The sequence below is a fragment of the Veillonella ratti genome (assembly GCF_003992115.1).
In the GTDB taxonomy this organism is placed as follows: Bacteria; Bacillota; Negativicutes; order Veillonellales; family Veillonellaceae; genus Veillonella_A; species Veillonella_A ratti.
This window is the reverse complement of record NZ_RQUX01000007.1, coordinates 90559-110005: the sequence shown is the minus strand read 5'-3', so window position 1 is coordinate 110005 and position 19447 is coordinate 90559. Positions and strand designations below refer to the sequence as shown.

Genomic DNA, 19447 nt, shown 5'->3' with positions numbered 1-19447 from the left:
GTAACATAACAAAAAAAGTAAAAAAGCAACTAAAGGTAAAAATTCCTTTGGTTGCTTTTTTGCATTGATTTTCATATAGCTAACCTGTTTATAACAGTACAGCTTATCTTTTAGTAAACGAATGACCATCATAAATATATTGCCTAATAAGGCGCTTGCCTTCGACGGCATGGATCTTAAAGTAGAAATAATGGTTGCGATTATCTTTGGCGTTTTCTTTGTTGAGCTTAAAGTAATTTTGCTGTGAATGGGCCATACTTTGTAGAATATCATCGGTTAAAAAGGTTAGCGGTGTATCCAGGGCCGAATATTCATAAAAGTCTTCTTCAAACTTTAAATAATTCGGTGAAAAGTATGAAAATTGCAATTGGTTACGTTGAAATTCTCTAGATTCCATCGTTTGCCATCTCCTCGGTTGTAATGCGATTAATAGTATCTATAGTTAAGGTTGTAAAGGTATCGTCTTGATGTTTAATCGTTACTTCAGCCAAACTGAGATCATAGACTTTCCCTGTGATACGGCTTGTGGTGAGCGGTTGGCCTTTACTTTGCACGCGTACCTCAAAAGTGGCCGTGTATTGGCCGGCATAGAGTCGACCCAGCCAGGTTAAACGCTCTTCAAGACTCATGGATTCATCGATTTCAAGCTTCATGTGCGACTGCAGTAAGGCCGTTTGGTGGTCGGATAAAAAGAAGCCCATCCATTTAGCCATTTTGCGGTCTTTGTAGGTGCGAGCGGATTTAAATGGCAAATAGGTACGGTCAATCATACTAAACCATCCAAACCGCCGGCACCACCGGCTGCATGACCGCCAATGAGCTTGCTACGGGCAATGGCACGTGATGAATCCAAGAGAACCGAGGCCTTTTGAATGGCTAAGAAACCGTGCAGACGACGAATATCATCAATTGTGTGCTGCAGATTATGCGTTTTGCGCACCGTATCCGGATTGTCAAAGAGAGAAATAGATTGCAAGGCTTCCGGAATAAATTGGCTGTACTGAACGCCGATTTGGCGAACCGCTTCGCCCTTATAGTGTTTTCGAAATAATTTAATTACATGGCGCGTCAATTCATCAGTCAGTTGCGTCGGTTCAATCTTCATCTGTGCTTGAAATGAGCCTCGAGATTGTTGTTCAAAATAGCTTTCTTTGGCAAAACCGATATAAACGGACACACAGCGTGTTTGCTGATGGCTATGGCGCAGACGGATAGCCACCTGTTCGGCCATCTCGCTGAGCAAGAGCTCAATTTCATCCTGTTTTGTGTAGTTACGCGGTAATATTTGTGAATTGCCTAACCCCTTGGATTGTGGTGTATACGGTTCACGTACATTACTTTCGTCAACGCCGTTAGCGTGAAACCACAGCTGTACACCGATGATGCCTAAATCTTTCTGAAGCACATCCGGATTACAGTTTGCCAGCTCTTTGATGGAGTGAATACCAAGATTATTTAAACGGCGTGCCATGCGACTGCCGATGCCCCAAAAGTTAGTTAGTTTGGGAATTTGCCATACTTTAGTGGATACATCTTCGTACGACCAGTTGGCACGCATAGTAGAGGTGGTTTTAGCTTCATTATCGAGAGCCAGTTTGGCAAGTAACGGGTTCGCATTAGACATGCCGACGGTAGAAAAAATACCGGTTCGCTGGCGAATATCATGCTGGATTTTGGCAGACAGAATATCCAGTTTTTCACGGCGACTTAATTGGGGATTAGGTACAAAATACTTCAAAGATCGAGTCAGGTCTACAAAACCTTCGTCGATAGAATAGGGGCAAATATCTTCGGTGGCAGCGTATTCGCGCAGAATGCGTTGAATCTCGAGGTTTTTTATAATATAAAGGCCCATGCGCGGCGGCACAATCAGAGTGCGTTTGGCCCAGCTCTCGATGTAGTTAATATATTTGGGCGTAATGGGTAAGCCTTCTTTGAGGGCACGACGTAAATTAAACTTCCTGGTTTCGATATCGAAGGGCAAATCATAGGAGCGACTCACATTTTGTTTACCGAAGACATGTTTAAACGTTGGGGAGGACGCCAAAATCAGGCCTTTGGAATTGTCGGCCCGGCTCATGACACATAATGAAGTTGTGAGGGGATTTAAACCGCGTTCGATACATTCGACACTGGCGTAAAACGACTTCATGTCGATAAACGCAATATCTGAGCGGGGCTCTAAGTCGTAGTTAATATAGCCCATGAGTGCACCTCCTTTTTACGTAATACCTTCTTTACTAAAACAATACATCGAATAGATGTTTGAGTCAATGGCAGAAATAAAGAATAATTGTTTGGCTAAAAGGTAAATTTTCTATTGGCTTATTATCTGATATTTCATATAATATATTCATATAGACTTACGCTTGACAACAGCGTAAAATGAAATTTTTTTGCCTTTTTTGCTCAAAAGGTATTAGTTGGAGGATAGGTTTATGAATAAACAGCAGTTAGCTGCCAAGATTTGGGAATCTGCAAACCGCATGCGGTCTAAGATAGAAGCGAATGAGTATAAGGATTATATCCTTGGTTTCATTTTTTATAAATACTTGTCGGACAAAGAAGAACAATGGCTTTTGTCGCAAGAATACACACCGGAAGACATCAAAGAATACGTAAATGAGGATGACGATGAAACGGTGCGTACGGTTCAGAAGAATCTTGGTTATTTTATTGCCTATAAAGACCTTTTTTCCACATGGATTAAAATGGGCGCGGATTTCTCGGTCGATAATGTGCGCATTGCGTTATCATCCTTTACGCGCTTGATTTCGCCATCCCATAAAAAAGTATTTGACGGCATTTTTAATACCCTCGAAACAGGCCTTTCTAAATTAGGTGAAAACACGAAATCGCAGACGAAGGCCGTTAGTGATTTGGCGCAGCTTATTAACGAAATACCGATGGATAAGAAGCAAGACTATGATGTGCTTGGTTTTATTTATGAATATTTAATTTCCAACTTTGCGGCCAATGCGGGTAAAAAAGCAGGGGAATTCTATACACCGCATGAAGTGTCACTTCTTATGTCGGAAGTGGTGGCTAATCATTTAAGAGGTCGTGAAAACATCAAAATTTATGACCCAACCAGTGGTTCGGGGAGCTTGCTTATAAATATCGGCCAGACTACCGCTAAATACATGGAAAACGAAAATAGTATTCGTTACTATGCGCAGGAATTGAAGTCTAATACCTATAATTTGACTCGCATGAATTTGGTTATGCGAGGGATTTTGCCGGACAATATTCTGACGCGCAACGGGGATACCTTGGAAGAAGATTGGCCGTACTTTGACGAAGCAGATCCGGTTGGTACATATGAGCCGCTCTATGTGGATGCGGTGGTTTCTAATCCGCCATACTCACAGCGTTGGGAACCGGCCGGGAAAGAGAGCGATTCACGTTACTCTCGCTATGGCTTGGCACCTAAATCCAAAGCGGACTATGCGTTCCTCTTACATGATTTGTTCCACTTGAAACCGGACGGTATTATGACCATCGTTTTGCCCTATGGTGTATTGTTCCGTGGCGGTGAAGAAGGTCAGATTCGTAAAAACCTAATTGAGCAGAATAATATTGATGCGATTATTGGCTTGCCGGCTAATATTTTCTTCGGCACGGGCATTCCGACTATCATTATGGTATTGCGTCAAAAACGAGAAAATACAGATGTTCTTGTGATTGATGCGTCTAAGGGTTTTGCCAAAGAAGGTAAAAATAACAAACTTCGAGCCTCCGATATTCGTCGCATTGTAGACACGGTGAAGGGGCGATTGACGCAGGATAAATATTCCCGCGTAGTTACTCGTGAAGAAATTCGCAATAATGATTACAACTTGAATATTCCGCGTTATGTGGATTCTTCTGAAAACGCTGAAACCTACGATATTTATGCGACTATGTTCGGTGGCATCCCGGTAGCTGAGTTAGCTGACTTTGATTCTTACTGGAACGTTTTCCCTTCATTAAAAGAAGAGCTCTTTACTAAAGGCGAGGAATATGTGTCCGTAAGTACGGAGGATATTAAAAAGACGATTTTAGGCAATAAAGATGTGCAGAATTTCTTGGCACAATTCCGCGACCGTTTTGCTGATTTGGGCGAAAGTTTGGATAAGGAATTGATTGATGGTGCCTTAGAACTTTCTATTCCTAGAAAAGAAGAAGCCTTGGCGACCGATCTTTTCAAACGCTTTACCGGTATTCCGCTGTTAGATCCGTATCAGGCGTATGAAATTTTTGAAGAACAGTATGGTGCTATTTCCGGCGACTTGGAACTTATTCAGGCGGAAGGCATGGCGGCTGTACGAACTGTTGACCCAAATATGGTTATCAAGAAAAAGAACGGCAAAGATGCGGAAGTGCAGGATGGCTGGAAAGGTCATATCCTCGACTTTGATTTGGTGCAGCGCGTTTGTCTTGCTGAACAATTAGAATCTTTGACGCAGAAGAATAATGAACTTTCTGAGATTCCGGGTTCCTATGAGGAATTACTCGAGTCTTTGAGCGAAGATGATAAGGAAATGATTTCGGAGGCGCTTAACGATGCTAATGATGCCTTTGTGGTGAAAAATATTAAGGGCGTAATCGCTGAGCTTAAGAAGGATGAAGCTGAAAACAAAGAGCTGATTAAAACCCTTAAGAGTGCGCAAAGTCTTAACGATAAAGAGAAGAAATTGAAGAATCAGATTAAGACGGAAGAAACTGATTTGCATCTTTTGACAAAAACAACGATTGAGTCTCTTTCTGATGAAGCTGTACGTGAACTTCTCCATGAAAAATGGGCAAAACCAATCGTAGACGGCACGTTGGCGCTTGCTGATGCCATGCTCAATGACTTTACGAAACGTATTGAAACATTGTCTAAAAAATATGCTGAAACAATGAGCGATATTGAAGAAGAAATCAGAAAGACTGAAAAAGAATTGTCCGCTATGCTTTCTGAACTTACCGGTTCTGAAGCTGATATGGCCGGAATCCGTGAATTGCAGAAGTTGATAGGGGGTTAATGTGATGGAAAAAAGAAAAACCCCGAGGATTAGGTTCAAAGGCTTCAGTGATGATTGGGAACAGCGTAAGATTACGGATGTGGCTGAAATCTTTATTGGTTTAGTTACTACCATGACTAAAAATTATCGAAATAAAGGAACTTTATTAATAAGAAACTCTGATATTAAAGAGAATAGGTTTCTTTTCTCTGATGTTCCTATATTTTTAGAAGAAACTTTTTCTGCACAAAATTCGGATCGAAAATTGTGTGTAGGGGATGTTGTAACTGTACATACTGGAGATATTGGTACATCGGCAGTTGTTACAGAAAAAGAAACAGGAGCCATAGGTTTTGCAACAATTAATACGAGGCCTAATCAGGTGCTTTTAGACTCGAATTATTTATCTACTTATTTTAATACAGCGCAGCATAAGAATTTTGCAATATCAATGGCTACAGGAGATGGCCGTTCAAATTATAACTTAAAAGATTTTAAAAAAGTGCTTATACCTTTATCTTCAGTAGATGAGCAGCAAAGGATAGGGAATTTTTTTAAGAATGTTAATCGCCTCATCACCCTTCATCAACGTAAGGCAAAAAGTTTAAAAATGGTAAACTAAATTTTATTGTCGATAGTTTGGGAACAGCGTAAGTTAGGAAATATGGGATCAATATTTTCAGGATTAGCCGGTAAATCAAAAGAAGATTTTGGACATGGTAGTGCACAATTTGTAACTTACATGAATGTATTTTCTCAACCTGTTGCTGATTTTCAGATGACTGAACCTATAGAAATTGATAATAAACAAAATAAAGTTCAATATGGTGATATACTTTTTACGACTTCATCAGAAACTCCAGATGAGGTTGGAATGTCATCGGTATGGCTTGGAGATAGTGATAATGTCTATCTTAATAGTTTTTGCTTTGGTTACAGACCCGAGATAAAACTTGAACCATATTATATGGCATATATGTTGCGATCATATTCTGTGAGAAAAAGACTGATAATCCTTGCACAAGGAATTTCAAGATATAATATTTCAAAAAATAGAGTAATGGAAATTGAAGTTCCTATTGCTAGTTTAGAAGAGCAGAAAAAGATTGGAGCCTATTTTAAACAACTAGATCAACTCATCACCCTTCATCAACGACAGCAAAATTCATGGAAATTAATAGAAAAAGGAGTAAAGTTATGGATGATTTTAACAAAGAATCAGATTTTGAAGCGGCCTTAATAACTGCATTGCAGCGTTATGGCTGGGAAAAGGACGTTATCAAGAATCCGACGGAAAAAGACTTGCTTCAAAATTGGGCAAATATTCTTTTTGAAAATAACAGAGATATTGATCGTCTGGGAGATTATCCGCTGATTCCGGAAGAAATGGAAGACTTGTTAGAACAAATCCGTCGACTTCGCACTCCTTTGAAGTTAAATGGTTTTATTAATGGTAAAACTGTGTCCATAATTCGTAAGAATCCTGACGATACATTGCATTACGGCAAAGAAGTAAGTTTAAAGATTTATGACCGCATGGAAATTGCAGCGGGGCAAAGTCGCTATCAGATTGTGCAGCAACCTCGTTTTGCCCGTCGCGAAAAAGTGTTGCAGGATAGACGCGGTGATTTGATGCTCCTCATCAATGGTATGCCGGTATTTCATATTGAGTTAAAGAAGTCTGGTGTCCCTGTCATTGAAGCGGCAAATCAGATTCAGAAATACTCACATGAAGGGCTTTTTTCAGGAATTTTTTCACTGATTCAAATCTTTGTAGCCATGAATCCGACGGAAGCTTTGTATTTTGCCAATCCGGGGCCTGATGGAAAGTTCAATCCAGATTTTTACTTCCATTGGGCGGATTTGAACAATGATCCGATAAATGACTGGAAGATTGTGGCAGAACGTTTATTATCTATTCCAATGGCGCATCAGCTGGTTGGTTTTTACACGGTAGCAGATGATTCTGATGGTGTATTGAAAGTAATGCGCAGCTATCAGTATTATGCATCCAACAAGATTTCTGACCGTGTGTCCAAAAATGATTGGCACGAAGGAAATCAGCGTGGGGGCTATATTTGGCATACTACGGGTTCCGGTAAGACTATGACGTCTTTTAAATCGGCGCAGCTCATTGCCAATTCTAAAGATGCGGATAAGGTTATATTCCTTATGGATAGAATTGACCTTGGTACGCAGTCCCTTAAGGAATACAGGGCCTTTGCGGATAATGTAGATGATGTGCAGGAAACGGAAGATACGATTACCTTAATCAGTAAGTTAAAAAGCATAAATCCGAAAGATACCTTAATTGTGTCGTCGATTCAAAAAATGAGCAATATTAAGGAAGATGCAGCGAGTAAAATGCGGGCTAAGGATTTGGAGTTAATGCAGTCTAAGCGCCTTGTGTTTATTATTGACGAATGTCATCGTTCGACGTTTGGCGAGATGTTGGCTACGATTAAGGCCACCTTCCCGAATGCTTTATTTTTTGGCTTTACGGGAACGCCGGTTTTTAATGAAAACGAACAAGTCATGACTACAACAGCGGATATTTTCGGCGATGAACTTCATCGGTACAGCATTGCTGACGGTATTCGCGATAAGAACGTGCTTGGCTTTGACCCGACCATGGTAATGGTGTATAAGGATAAAGATTTACGTGAAAAAGTGGCACTTAAGGAATCGGGGGCGACATCGATTGAAGAGGCCTTAGAAGATCCGACGATGAGCAAAAAATATTATCGTTTTATGTCGTCCAACGAAGTGCCTATGGCAGGTAAACGCCAAGATGACGGCTCTTACGTACGAGGCATTGAAGATTATGTAGAGCAAGAAGCTTGGCAAACGGATGATTATCAATGGGCTGTAGTTGATGATATTGCTAAAAACTGGCGTGTTCTTTCGCGTAATCACCAATTCCATGGGATTTTTGCCACCGGCAGCATTCCGGAAGCGGTTCGTTATTACTTTAAATTTAGAGAACGCTACCCACAGTTGAAGGTAACCGGGCTTTTTGACCCGACTATTGATAATAAAGGTGGCGACCGCTCACTGTTCAAAGAAGATGGACTTAAGGTTATGCTTGAGGATTATAATGCTATTTTCGAGCAAAGCTTTGATATCGGCGGTTATGCCAAGTTTAAAAAAGATGTGTCGGCTCGATTGGCTCATAAAACTCCATATAAATGGGTAAAACCTGAAAAGCAGTTGGACCTCTTAATCGTTGTAAATCAGATGCTCACCGGCTTTGATTCTAAGTGGATTAACGTGCTCTATTTGGACAAAATGCTGGTGTATCAGAACTTAATTCAGGCTTTTTCGAGAACGAACCGTCTTTTTAACATTAATGAAAAACCATTCGGCTCGATTCGTTATTATCGCATGCCGCATACGATGAAGCGTAATATTGAGGAGGCTGTACAGCTTTACTCCGGTGACCGGCCGCAAGGCTTATTCGCCGACCATTTGCCGGATAACATACGCCATATGAATGCTACGTTTGCTGAAATGAAGAATATTTTTAAAAGCGCCGGCGTGCCGGATATGGATACATTGCCGGAAGATACACCGTCCAAGGCAAAGTTTGCTAAATTGTTCCGTGAGTTTTCAACGTATCTTCAAGCAGCCAGGATTCAAGGCTTTACGTGGGATAAAACGGAATATTCTTCGTTGATTGATGTGGAAGATACGAGCGAAGAAGAAATGATTCAGTTGTTGCCAACGGAAGATGATTATCTGATTCTTGATCAGCGGTATAAAGAATTGCGCCCGAAGAATGGCGGAATCAATGATAATCTTCCAAACGGCCCAGAGGATCCGACGTTCCCGATTGACCCATATCTTACAGAGCAGAATACCGGTGTTATCGATAATGACTACATGAATTCTCGTTTTGAAAAATGGCGCAAACAGCTGGAAGATCCGGACGCCGATCCGGCTACGGTTGAGGAAACATTGACCGACCTTCATAAATCCTTCGCATTTTTAACACAAGAAGAGCAAAAATATGCTAATATTTTTCTCCATGATGTACAGACCGGTGATGTGAAGATTGTCGAGGGAAAGACATTTAGAGATTATATTGTTGAATATATTGCCAACGCAAAGAGCCAGCAAAATAAAAAAGTGTCAACCTATCTTGGTGTTGATGAAGGGCTTTTGACTAATTTGATGGATGCCCATGTAACAAAGGATAATTTGAATGAATATGGCCGTTTTGACGCCCTGAAAGCAACGGTAGTCAGAGAAAAAGCGCAAGACTACTTTACAAAAGTAGATAAGAAAAAGTTACCACCATTCCGCGTGAATAATCGTGTAGATGAGCTCCTTACAAAATTTGTTCTGGAAGGCGGCTTTGATATTCAAGATCCGGATGACGAGGAGCAGAAGAACGAAGCAAGTAAGAATTAAAACGACACGAACAAGCAAAACCGCAGTAGCAACAGGTACTGAAAGTAAAAGACAATTAAAATCGTACAAAATGAGTGCCTCCAATCCTTCATCGGCGTAGGAAGGAGGCACTTATGTCGATTATAAATAAAGCAACGGATTATTTGACAGATTATTATCGTAACTGGGTTTCGGTGTATAAGGAAGGCGCTATTCGCAATGTGACACTTTCGAAGTATCATATGAGCCTTGCTTGGCTGGAACGACTGGCTCCGGGATTGAGACTTTGTGATGTAACGCGGGTTTCGTATCAGCAAATCATTAATGAGTATGCTAAGGAGCATGAGCGGCAGACGACGATGGACTTTCATCATCAGCTGAAAGGAGCCATTCTTGATGCGGTTGATGAAGGCCTGATTCCACGCGATCCGACCCGTAAGGTTATTATTAAAGGGAAGGCACAAGCCCCGAAGAAAACAAAATATTTGAATCAGTTTGAGCTTCACACATTGCTGAAAAGCCTGAATTTAGGAGATGAAGTGAATTGGGATTGGTTCATTCTGTTGGTAGCTAAGACGGGTATGCGTTTTTCAGAAGCATTGGCCATTACGCCGGCAGATTTTGATTTCGCTCATCAGACGCTTTCTGTGAGTAAAACATGGGATTACAAAAATGGCGGTGGGTTTTCACCGACAAAGAATAAGTCGTCAGTCCGCAAAATTCAAATAGACTGGCAGGTTATTATGCAATTTGCTTTTCTTGTTAAAGATTTGCCGCAGGATAAACCGATTTTCATTAAAAAGGAAAAGATATATAACTCGACTGTGAATGATATGCTGGAGCGGTGCTGCAGGAAACTTGATATCCCTGTAATTTCGGTTCATGGCCTGCGTCATACGCATGCATCGATTTTACTATTTGCCGGAGTTTCTATTGCCAGTGTGGCCAGGCGACTTGGTCATGCCAGTATGACTACGACACAGAAGACATATCTTCATATTATCCAAGAGCTGGAAAACCAGGATGTAGATCTTATTATGAGGTCGTTGTCTAATCTTATGTAACGGATAAATAAATCCGCGCCGATGGAGGATTATTGAGTTATAATAATTAAATTCATAGAAATATTTAAATATATCGTTGACATCGAATAGGATAAATCATATAATAACTCTAGGATATATACTCATATCACGAAATGTAGATTTAATAAATATTGCAGAGTAATTAGCTTCATACGATAAAGCAGTCACTCTTGAAAATAATCGAGTATAAGGAGAGATATATATGAAGGAAGATAATAAGCAAGATATAAAGAATGCACCGGCAAGTCTAAAGGTGTCCATGTTAAATTTGGTTCCATTGCGAGCCGGTCAGACATATTTTGATGCCTATAAAGATATGATTGCTTTGGCCCAAGCGGTGGAGAGTTATGGTTATGAGCGGTATTGGATCGCCGAGCATCACAATATGAAATCTTTGGGGAGTAGTGCTACGCAACTTTTGATTCAACATACTTTGGCGAATACTAAAACAATTCGTGTCGGTTCAGGCGGTGTCATGTTACCGAATCAGAGTCCGTACTTGGTGGCAGAACAATATGGTACTTTAGAGACTTTATATCCGAATCGTTTAGATTTGGGCTTAGGCCGAGCGCCCGGTACGGATCAGGTAACAGCACGTGCGCTTCGCCGTACAAACAATCTGTATACTGATTTTGCTGAAGAGTTGCGAGAGTTAAAAGGCTATTTTGATGATACGAATGGTGTTCATGCTTATCCGGCAGCGGGGCTTCAGGTGCCGTTCTATATATTAGGTTCCAGTACGGACAGTGCGTATTTGGCGTCTGAATTGGGCTTGCCGTATTCCTTTGCTGCTCATTTTGCACCGGCCATGATGGAAGAAGCGGTAGCGATTTATCGGGAACGTTTTAAACCGTCTAAAGTGTTGTCAAAACCATATGTTATCTTGGGCATGAATGTCGTATTGGCTGATACCGACGAAGAAGCTAAACACTTAGCGACGACGCAGACGCAGCGTTTTATTGATATTGTTACCGGCAATAATCAAGGTTTGCAGCCACCGGTGGAATCAGAAGCTGAACTTTGGGATAATTATGTGGCAGCCAAACGAGCACCGCATTTTGGCCCTATTCCTTTTAAAGCGGAGGACATCGCTTTCCGGGAACAAGCTGTAGTTAGACAGATGACGTCCGTTTCCTTGATAGGTAGTCCGGCTTCGGCAGCGAAACAGTTGCAGGACTTGCAAAAGCGGGTAACTTTTGAAGAGATTATGGCTCAGAGCTTAATTTACGATCAGAGCGCACAAGCCTATTCATATAAATTATTGGCTGATGTAGTCAAAACCGTATAGTAATATATTAGGTGATTATATAACGGATATATGTTGTTATTATATTAGAGGAAATTTTATATATCTCGCGTTTATAATTCGCTACTTATAAATTTAATTTGTTAATATTAATTTAATATTTTTCTTTATTAAAAGGATGATAGAATTTCTATCGTCTTTTTTTTTGCGTGAAAATAGGAATAATATTCAAAATAATCTATATAGCTGATTTTCTTATGGTTTTATAAGCAACTAATATGGTAGGAATAACAAATATTTAAAAAATTATTATAGAAATTAAAGATATGTATAATAGAAAATTTATTACAGGTAATTTATTAAATACTTTACATTGTAAAAATGCTGTAAAATAAGTATTTTTTAGTTTGTTATTTATTAATTAGAGAATGTATTGTTAACCATATATTACAAAAATAAATGAATATAAAATAGTTGGAAATTATTAACTAATAACGAATTAGAATATGCTAATTGATTGACATGAATAATAATTACAGAATAAAATAAATCTAAATGTTCGTTCTTAATGAATATTTTATTAAAATTAGAGAGAGCTATATTGTTTCTATTTATGGGGGGAATAGGGAGTTATTAAAAAAGTTGTGAAGGTATGAGGTGGATTTTATGTTGGGAAGTAAGAAGAAGAAGAAAATATTATGGCTCAGTAGTTGTATTTCTATGGCATTGTTATCGGCTAATATGGTAGCTTATGGGGCAGATACTACCGTGTATCAAAGTAAGATTACCGGTGATGTCACTAAAGATGCAGAATATAGCGATGCAAAGGCTTTAGATGGCATAGCGGAATATCGTCTTAATGGGACTGATATAACAATTCCGGGCGTTGAAGTAGGGGCAAATTCAGCAGAAACCGTTGTGATTGCTACCGATGGGAAATTAAATTCCGGTGTAATTAAAAATGCATCCGGCAAAACTGTTGTTATAAACGCTAAAACTTTGAATTTAGTTAATGAATCAAACAATAGCCTGGAAGGTTTTTTTGTGAAGAGTGAAGACAAAGATAAAAAATCTGAGATTGAAGTTAATGGTCATACCAATTTATATGCAAAGAGTGGGGGCCCAGCGTTTGGTGTTTTTAGTGCAGGAAATTCTAAAATCACATTTGATGGTGACTTCATTGCTAATGGTAAAAGCCGGAATGAAGAACTTGGGATAAATGGTTATGGCGGTGCTGCCTATCATGGAGCTACCGGATTATATGCTGTTGGCAGCAGCAATATTAAAAGGGGCGGCCAGATTGAGGTAAAAGGAATTACTGATATCACATCTAGCGGTAATGGTATATTGGCTAGTGGTAATGGTGCTACGGTTATTATTAATGGTGGCTCTATTGTGAGCAATGAAAGTTCACAATATTATTCTTTGATAGCGGAATCTGCTTCTATTTTTGCCAATATGAATGAAGATCATACGGCAGCCGGGAATAATACAATCGTTGTTAAGGGGAATATTGGTGCTTTAAACGGTGCTGTGACTTATGGGCCGGAAGAGTTTAAACAGAGTATTGTGCAATTAGGATTGAGTAATGCGCAATCTTCTTTTACCGGAGTGATTGATACTAATTTTACTGACAAGCAAATAGAGCAAGGGTTTACGCCTAATGTTAAGTTGTTTATCAATAATGATGCTACTTGGAATCATGAAGCTTATGGTAAAACTTCAGAAGGGTTCAAAGGTACTCAATTGGAAGTTCTGGCCGGTGGTAATACGAAAGCTCTGGCCGGTAATATTTTTCAAAAAGATTGGCATGATATTACCGTAGAATCCTACAAAGGTAATATGCGTGTATTCTATGAGCATGATAGCGATAATCCCACTAATATTAGAGGTGGAAATCTGATTGTTAAACATGCAGAAACCGGTTCTGTTATCTCGATGATTACGGATAATCAGGGATTGAATACGTCATCCAATAAAGCTGTTGATAAAAACTTAGTAAGTGAAACTTTAAATTCGTTGGCTAAAAAGTTAGTATATCGTGGCTATATAGTCGATGAACGAAATTTAACGGGTGAGGTAATTATTGCTGAAGGTTTAACATCATCTAGTGCAAGTTTAAAAACCGGCAACATTATGTTTGATAGTTTTAATGGACAAGGTAGTTATGAATATGAAAAGGCTATAGATGAACCGGAACAGCCAAATAAACCGACAGAACCGGCTAATCCGTCACAGCCGACAGAGCCGAAGCAGCCAAATAAACCGTTAAATCCGTCACAGCCGGCAGAGCCGAAGCAACCAAATAAACCGGCCGTGCCGTCTAATCCGACACAACCGGCACAACCTGAGAAACCAGTCAATCCGGCTCAGCCAAGTAATCCCGGGGGTAACGTGGAAAACGGTAGTTATGAAACTGCTATTATGAAAAATACTAGTAACGCAATTGCATCGTCCGCAGTTTTATGGCGCACGGACATTAATAATTTGTCCAAACGCTTGGGTGATTTGCAGACTGGCACAGAAAGCGGCATTTGGGCAAGAATTTATGGTGGCGAAGCTGAATATAATAAGAATTCGCTGAGTGTAACTAATAAATATAAAGCTGTTCAAGTGGGGGCTGATAAAAAGCTAGATAATGGTTGGCATGTAGGTGGGGCTGTAGGCTATAACCGCGGCGATGGTGACTATGCTAACGGCAGCTCCGGAGAGTCTAAATTATTGACGGTGGCTGCGTATGCAACAACGGTTAAACCGGATGGGCAATACTTTGATGTTATTGCTAAAGTCGGTAATTTGAGAAATTCATTTACGGCTTATAACGCTGAATCCGGGGCTTTGCGTAATTATGTAAGCGGAAAATATAGTACGAATGTATTAGGTCTTGGCGTTGAATACGGCAAAAAGATTCAGCTTGGCTCGGCTATTATTACGCCTCAGGCTGAGCTAACGTGGGCTCGTTTAGGATCTGATAGTTTTACAGCAGCAGCTCCTACCGGAGAATCCATGCAAGTTAATCAATCAGCTGTTACAAGCTTAATTGGTCGTATGGGAATTGCCGGTGAATGGCGTCAAGCTAAGAGCCGCTATTATGTGAAAGGCAGTCTTTTGCATGAATTTAAAGGCGATAGTACAACACATTTCCAGGAAAGTGGCAAAGATGGTAAGTCTACTGATTCTGACTTCAAAGACACTTGGTTCGAAGTTTCTGTGGGCGGTGCTTACGATTTTAATCCATCGAGCAGTTTATACTTTGATGTGGCAAAAAGTTTCGGCGGCGATTATGAACTCAACTGGGAAATTAACGCCGGTATGAGATTTAAATTCTAATTGAATAGATCATTTAATTATTATTGATATGAGGGGCGTTAGTGAAGAATTATTGGGGTTAATAGAGGAATAGGTGCAAGACCTTTGCTATTCGTAGTTGTAACACGTAGCAACTCTTTATAACCTCTGGAAAACAGAGTAGGAAAGATGCGTAGGGAGTTGTAACAGAAATGTGAGTTAAAAAACTCAATTTCGTTACAGCTCCTTTTTATTGATAGAAATTATTGATAAATATGTCATTAAATATAAAGTTAGTGGTCTGTGATCTTATGAATAATTATGCAAAGTTTATATTGAGGAATAATTACAAAAGTAAATGGAAAATCATAAATGTATATACTATAGGGGGTATAGCATGATTAATATTATTTTTAAATTAAGATTGACTAGTTGATGAAGTAAATATATACTGTATGTGAAGTAACTTTATACATTATGTGTAATTGGCAAATTTGATAACAATAAAATAGGTGTCATTTGACTTAATAGAGAAATCGGTATAAGCCGATGCGATCCCGTCACTGTAAGAGGAGCGACTCTCATATTGCCACTGATTAATTTTGGGAAGGCGAGAGGAGCTATGAATCTAAGCCAGGAGAACTGCCTATTTATAATCTCCGTTTTAAATCTACGAGCGATAGAGAGGCGATTTTGGCGTAAGCTATTTAGCATATCTATTTCAAAGTTGAAGTAGATATGCTTTTTTTGTTGCACATGAATGAGGGATAAAATTGACATGAACGAAATATTAAAATTTGTGTCAATAAAAAGAGCGAATGTTGGGGATTGTGTAAACAAAGGTGTGGGTATTTTATTTAAGAGGAGGTTGTTGGTATGAAAGGAAAACATGGTGTTCTTTTACGTGCAACAGTATTGGCGTGTTGTGGGAGTTTCTTTTGGTGTACAGGCGTTCAAGCTGAGGGGGCGATGTCTGATTATGACTTAGGGACAGTGGTGGTAACTGCGACTAAAACAGAACAGAGTATTGCTAATGTGCCGGCCAGTGTAAGCGTTATTACCTCACAAGATATAGCTGATAAGAATATTTCATCGGTTCAAGAAGCTTTACAATTTTTACCGGGGATTTTTATTAATCAAAATGCGCAAGGCAGTTTGACTATGCGTGGCATGAATTCCAAAGATATTTTGGTATTGGTTGATGGTGTTCAACAAAATAGTACATATAATGGTTCTGTTGATTTTAATATGATTCCAATCAGTAATATTGAGCGTATTGAAGTATTACGCGGTGGTGCATCTTCCTTGTATGGTGGCCATGCAGTAGCCGGTGTTATTAATATTACAACTAAAAGTGCTCCGGAATTCGGTACATCCGTTGTAGCTGATTTATCGTATGGAAGTAATAATACATGGAAACGTGCCGTAGTAGTTAATTCCAGAGTATCCGATAAATGGAGCGTAGGCGTTAACTATGAAAAACGCTCATCAGATGGATATAAAGGATTTTATCGCGCTATAAAACCGGTAGCTGAAACGAGTAAAAATAAAGCAGCTATCGCTGCAGATTTACCGCAATTAAAAAATGGTAGTTATGTCGTTGGTGGCCGAGGGGAAAAAGAATGGGAGCATGAAAACTATGGTTTTAATGTAGGTTATCATTTTAATGAAAACCAGACTTTATCTTATAGTTATTCACATATTAACAGCGAATCATTCTATAAAAATCCGTTTTCTTATGTTCGCGATGCTGATGGAAATCCGGTTTGGAAAGGATCTGTACGAGTAGCGGATAAAAAGGTGGTTGTATTATCCCCGGGGAGTTTTCTTGGTTATGATAACGAAAATAAGCGTGATACACACATTTTAACGTATCGTGACAGTGCTAATGATCTTGTGGCTCGAGCAAGTTATATTCATGATAAAGTTGACGGATATACACAACCGATTGTTGATAAGAACTACACCGGAATCGATTGGAACGGTTTGGGTGAATACTCTAAATATCCGGGTAAAAAGTTCACATATGAGGTAGAAAAAACATGGCGTGATATTGGCAAACATACGATTAATGCCGGGATTTCTTATCATACAGAGGAAATGACTCAGAATCGCTATAAATTATCAAATTGGCATAATAAAAACTCTGTTATAACACACTATGCTCAAGATAATGGTAAGGTTAAAAACTTAGCAATTTTCGCTCAAGACGAATATAAGGTTAACGATGATTGGTCAGTATTCTTGGGCGCTCGTTATGACCGCTTTGATAAGGGTGGCGGTAAATTCTGGTCAACAGAAGCTAATTATAATGATACCTCTGATGGAAAAATTTACAATCATATAAGCCCAAAAGTTGCCATAGAGTACAAAGCTAATGAAGATACCAATTATTACTTATCTTATGGTGCGTCATTTAATCCACCGGCCTTATATAACATCTATCGATACGTTGTCTATACCGGTGCTTCGGTCAACTCCGGTAATTATATTCCTAATCCGGATTTAGATCCTGAGGTATCTAAAACTTGGGAGTTAGGTATGAAGCGTCAGCTTACGGATAAAGACACACTTGATGTTTCTCTATATCATATTAAAACTGATGATAAGGTTGCGGCGGCTACATTTTATGAAACGAATAGTAAAAAAGTTAAGTATAAGCAGTATATAAATTACAGTGAAGAAACACGTCGCGGCATTGAGCTTAACTATGAGCATAAATTTACGGATAATTTATCTTCATATGTTAATTATTCGTGGCAAATGGGGAAAATCACCGGACCTAAAATAACAAATTCTAATCAATCAGGTTATAGTAATGCAGTTGATTACTCTGTGCCAAAACATATCTTCCATGCAGGTTTGGCTTATGATAAGGAAAAATGGACTGGTTTGTTAGATATGCAATATGTTAGCGCACGCCAAAGCTCCACGGCAGCAGCCGGCGAATATGGCGCTTATGATGGCTATTTCTTAGTGAATACCAGTGTTGGGTATCGTGTTACCCCTGATTTTACAGTTAAATTTAGTATTGATAATATATTTGACCGTGAATTCTATGATAATGAGGCAACTGCCGGTCGTACCTATACATTAGGTGTTCGTTACGAGTACTAGACGATTTAAAAAAGACCCTCAATCATCATGATCGAGGGTCTTTTATGGAGTTTTATATGAAACAATGGTATAAGATTCATAAATACACGGGTTATATAGGGGGCATTGTATTTTTCTTACTATGCTTTTCCGGGTTAGTTATTATGCTTAGAGGCTTTTCTTTCTCAAATATTGAAAAAGAAATGTACTCTGCCCATGAGATTTCCATGTGGAATAATAGCCAAAATCAGATTAATACAATATTGGCCGAACATCCTAATTACACGTTGCGATCTATGGCAATTCGACCGGAGACCTCTTTAATTTCTTTTCGCTTTACCGAAAAGAATAATAAGGAAATTATTCGTTATCATTACTATATTCGAGATGGTCGGTTCATTCCGGCAAATAATCAGATGGTACCACGCCATGTTGATATGGACTATACGGCTGTAATTGTAAGAACCTTAGCCAGATTCCACAGTAATTTTTTATTGGGCGATATGGGTCGTATTTTATTATTGCTGTTTAGTTTGGTTAGCTTAGTAACGTGTTTTGCAGGCTATAAAATTTATAAAAAAATTAATCTTTCGCCGAAACGAGGCACGTATTCGCTACATACATTCCTAGGAATTATAGTCTCGCCTTATTGCATTATTTTATTTATTTCAGGCATTTTGTTGATAGGTCATTCTTATTTTTCACGGGCTTATTATGCTGATAGTGCGGCAGGGGCAGAAGCGTATTTTGCGTCACAGCAAAATACGGAATCTGTTTATACGTATTTGGACATTTTTGACTTAGTAAGGAATAAGTACCCGGATAAAGAGATTTTATCGTTAGATATTCCATCCGGAAAGGATTTGTCCAAGCCGGCTACAAGTACTTATCACCTGCGTTTGATTGATAAGTCTGAATTACAAAATGCATATCAGGGATATTTTGTGGCTGACGATTTGTGGGTGTGGGCTTATAAGAGTTCGGAGTTTATTTCTTACATAACCTCGCCACCATGGTATATGAGTATTTTGGCAGTAGGGGTGGATTTACATTTTAAGAATCATGGGCATCCGGCGTTAGAAATCATATGGCTTATTTATTTAGGCTTGAGTTGTGCTTTATTGCTGTTATTATTCATAAAACCGCTTAGACGTGTACAGATCGTTATGAACAATCGTTATTCGTTTGGTTGGGGAACTTTTATTTTAAACTGTGGTTATTTATTTTTACCTCTATTTGGGCAAATCGGTGTGTATATAGGTATTGTGTGTGGCCTTTTGAGTTTTGTTTTGATAGGGGTAAATATTAAAAATATCATTTATAAGAAAGGATGAAGTTACAAAGTATTTTTG

General features: G+C 39.1%; 12 protein-coding genes and 1 riboswitch. Of the genes, 9 read left to right on the top strand and 3 right to left on the bottom strand.

Features of this window, described 5'->3' with window-relative positions; translation table 11 throughout:
- Window positions 1-103: 103 nt before the first annotated feature.
- From EO124_RS04740 to EO124_RS10430, 3 genes are read right to left on the bottom strand one after another with little or no spacing between them, the layout of a single operon-like run.
- A complete protein-coding gene (locus EO124_RS04740) occupies window positions 104-397 on the bottom strand; it encodes a DUF5960 family protein (RefSeq protein WP_127058560.1) in 294 nt (97 codons plus the stop codon).
- Complete coding sequence (locus EO124_RS04735; RefSeq protein WP_127058559.1) at window positions 387-770, bottom strand: hypothetical protein; 384 nt, start codon at window positions 768-770, stop codon at window positions 387-389. The genes EO124_RS04740 and EO124_RS04735 overlap by 11 nt, the downstream gene beginning before the upstream one ends.
- Complete coding sequence (locus tag EO124_RS10430) at window positions 767-2206, bottom strand: Y-family DNA polymerase (protein WP_127058558.1); 1440 nt, start codon at window positions 2204-2206, stop codon at window positions 767-769. Before EO124_RS10430 ends, EO124_RS04735 begins: the two co-directional genes overlap by 4 nt.
- Window positions 2207-2438: 232 nt before the next feature.
- Here EO124_RS10430 and EO124_RS04725 point away from each other — a divergent pair, with 232 nt between their 5' ends.
- The 9 genes from EO124_RS04725 to EO124_RS04685 all read left to right on the top strand — a co-directional run bounded on the left by EO124_RS04725 (window position 2439) and on the right by EO124_RS04685 (window position 19429).
- Window positions 2439-5009, top strand: coding sequence for a type I restriction-modification system subunit M (locus tag EO124_RS04725; RefSeq protein ID WP_127058557.1), 2571 nt, complete (start codon window positions 2439-2441; stop codon window positions 5007-5009).
- A gap of 4 nt (window positions 5010-5013) precedes the next feature.
- A complete protein-coding gene (locus tag EO124_RS04720; protein ID WP_127058556.1) occupies window positions 5014-5610 on the top strand; it encodes a restriction endonuclease subunit S in 597 nt (198 codons plus the stop codon).
- Between the two features lie 6 nt (window positions 5611-5616).
- Entirely contained in the window at window positions 5617-6228 is a 612-nt protein-coding gene (locus tag EO124_RS04715; RefSeq protein WP_206512534.1) for a restriction endonuclease subunit S, read from the top strand.
- On the top strand, window positions 6186-9401 hold the full coding sequence (locus EO124_RS04710) for a type I restriction endonuclease subunit R (RefSeq protein ID WP_127058554.1): 3216 nt from the start codon (window positions 6186-6188) through the stop codon (window positions 9399-9401). The genes EO124_RS04715 and EO124_RS04710 overlap by 43 nt, the downstream gene beginning before the upstream one ends.
- 113 nt (window positions 9402-9514) lie before the next feature.
- Window positions 9515-10444: a site-specific integrase gene (locus EO124_RS04705; RefSeq protein ID WP_127058553.1), complete on the top strand. Its 930-nt coding sequence runs from the start codon at window positions 9515-9517 to the stop codon at window positions 10442-10444.
- Between the two features lie 223 nt (window positions 10445-10667).
- Complete coding sequence (locus EO124_RS04700) at window positions 10668-11753, top strand: LLM class flavin-dependent oxidoreductase (RefSeq protein WP_127058552.1); 1086 nt, start codon at window positions 10668-10670, stop codon at window positions 11751-11753.
- 624 nt (window positions 11754-12377) lie between these two features.
- Complete coding sequence (locus EO124_RS04695) at window positions 12378-15041, top strand: autotransporter outer membrane beta-barrel domain-containing protein (protein WP_127058551.1); 2664 nt, start codon at window positions 12378-12380, stop codon at window positions 15039-15041.
- Between the two features lie 451 nt (window positions 15042-15492).
- A riboswitch (cobalamin riboswitch) is annotated at window positions 15493-15663 on the top strand.
- Between the two features lie 212 nt (window positions 15664-15875).
- Complete coding sequence (locus EO124_RS04690) at window positions 15876-18116, top strand: TonB-dependent receptor (RefSeq protein WP_127058550.1); 2241 nt, start codon at window positions 15876-15878, stop codon at window positions 18114-18116.
- 56 nt (window positions 18117-18172) lie between these two features.
- The gene (locus EO124_RS04685; protein ID WP_164726550.1) at window positions 18173-19429 is read left to right on the top strand and encodes a PepSY-associated TM helix domain-containing protein; all 1257 of its coding nucleotides are present in this window, start codon (window positions 18173-18175) and stop codon (window positions 19427-19429) included.
- Window positions 19430-19447 lie beyond the last annotated feature (18 nt).

Bases quoted from the DNA above. Each gene is read 5' to 3' on its own strand.
- EO124_RS04740 (WP_127058560.1), bottom strand. From the start codon at position 397: ATGGAATCTAGAGAATTTCAACGTAACCAATTGCAATTTTCATACTTT.
- EO124_RS04735 (WP_127058559.1), bottom strand. From the start codon at position 770: ATGATTGACCGTACCTATTTGCCATTTAAATCCGCTCGCACCTACAAA.
- EO124_RS10430 (WP_127058558.1), bottom strand. From the start codon at position 2,206: ATGGGCTATATTAACTACGACTTAGAGCCCCGCTCAGATATTGCGTTT.
- EO124_RS04725 (WP_127058557.1), top strand. From the start codon at position 2,439: ATGAATAAACAGCAGTTAGCTGCCAAGATTTGGGAATCTGCAAACCGC.
- EO124_RS04720 (WP_127058556.1), top strand. From the start codon at position 5,014: ATGGAAAAAAGAAAAACCCCGAGGATTAGGTTCAAAGGCTTCAGTGAT.
- EO124_RS04710 (WP_127058554.1), top strand. From the start codon at position 6,186: ATGGATGATTTTAACAAAGAATCAGATTTTGAAGCGGCCTTAATAACT.
- EO124_RS04705 (WP_127058553.1), top strand. From the start codon at position 9,515: ATGTCGATTATAAATAAAGCAACGGATTATTTGACAGATTATTATCGT.
- EO124_RS04700 (WP_127058552.1), top strand. From the start codon at position 10,668: ATGAAGGAAGATAATAAGCAAGATATAAAGAATGCACCGGCAAGTCTA.
- EO124_RS04695 (WP_127058551.1), top strand. From the start codon at position 12,378: ATGTTGGGAAGTAAGAAGAAGAAGAAAATATTATGGCTCAGTAGTTGT.
- EO124_RS04690 (WP_127058550.1), top strand. From the start codon at position 15,876: ATGAAAGGAAAACATGGTGTTCTTTTACGTGCAACAGTATTGGCGTGT.
- EO124_RS04685 (WP_164726550.1), top strand. From the start codon at position 18,173: ATGAAACAATGGTATAAGATTCATAAATACACGGGTTATATAGGGGGC.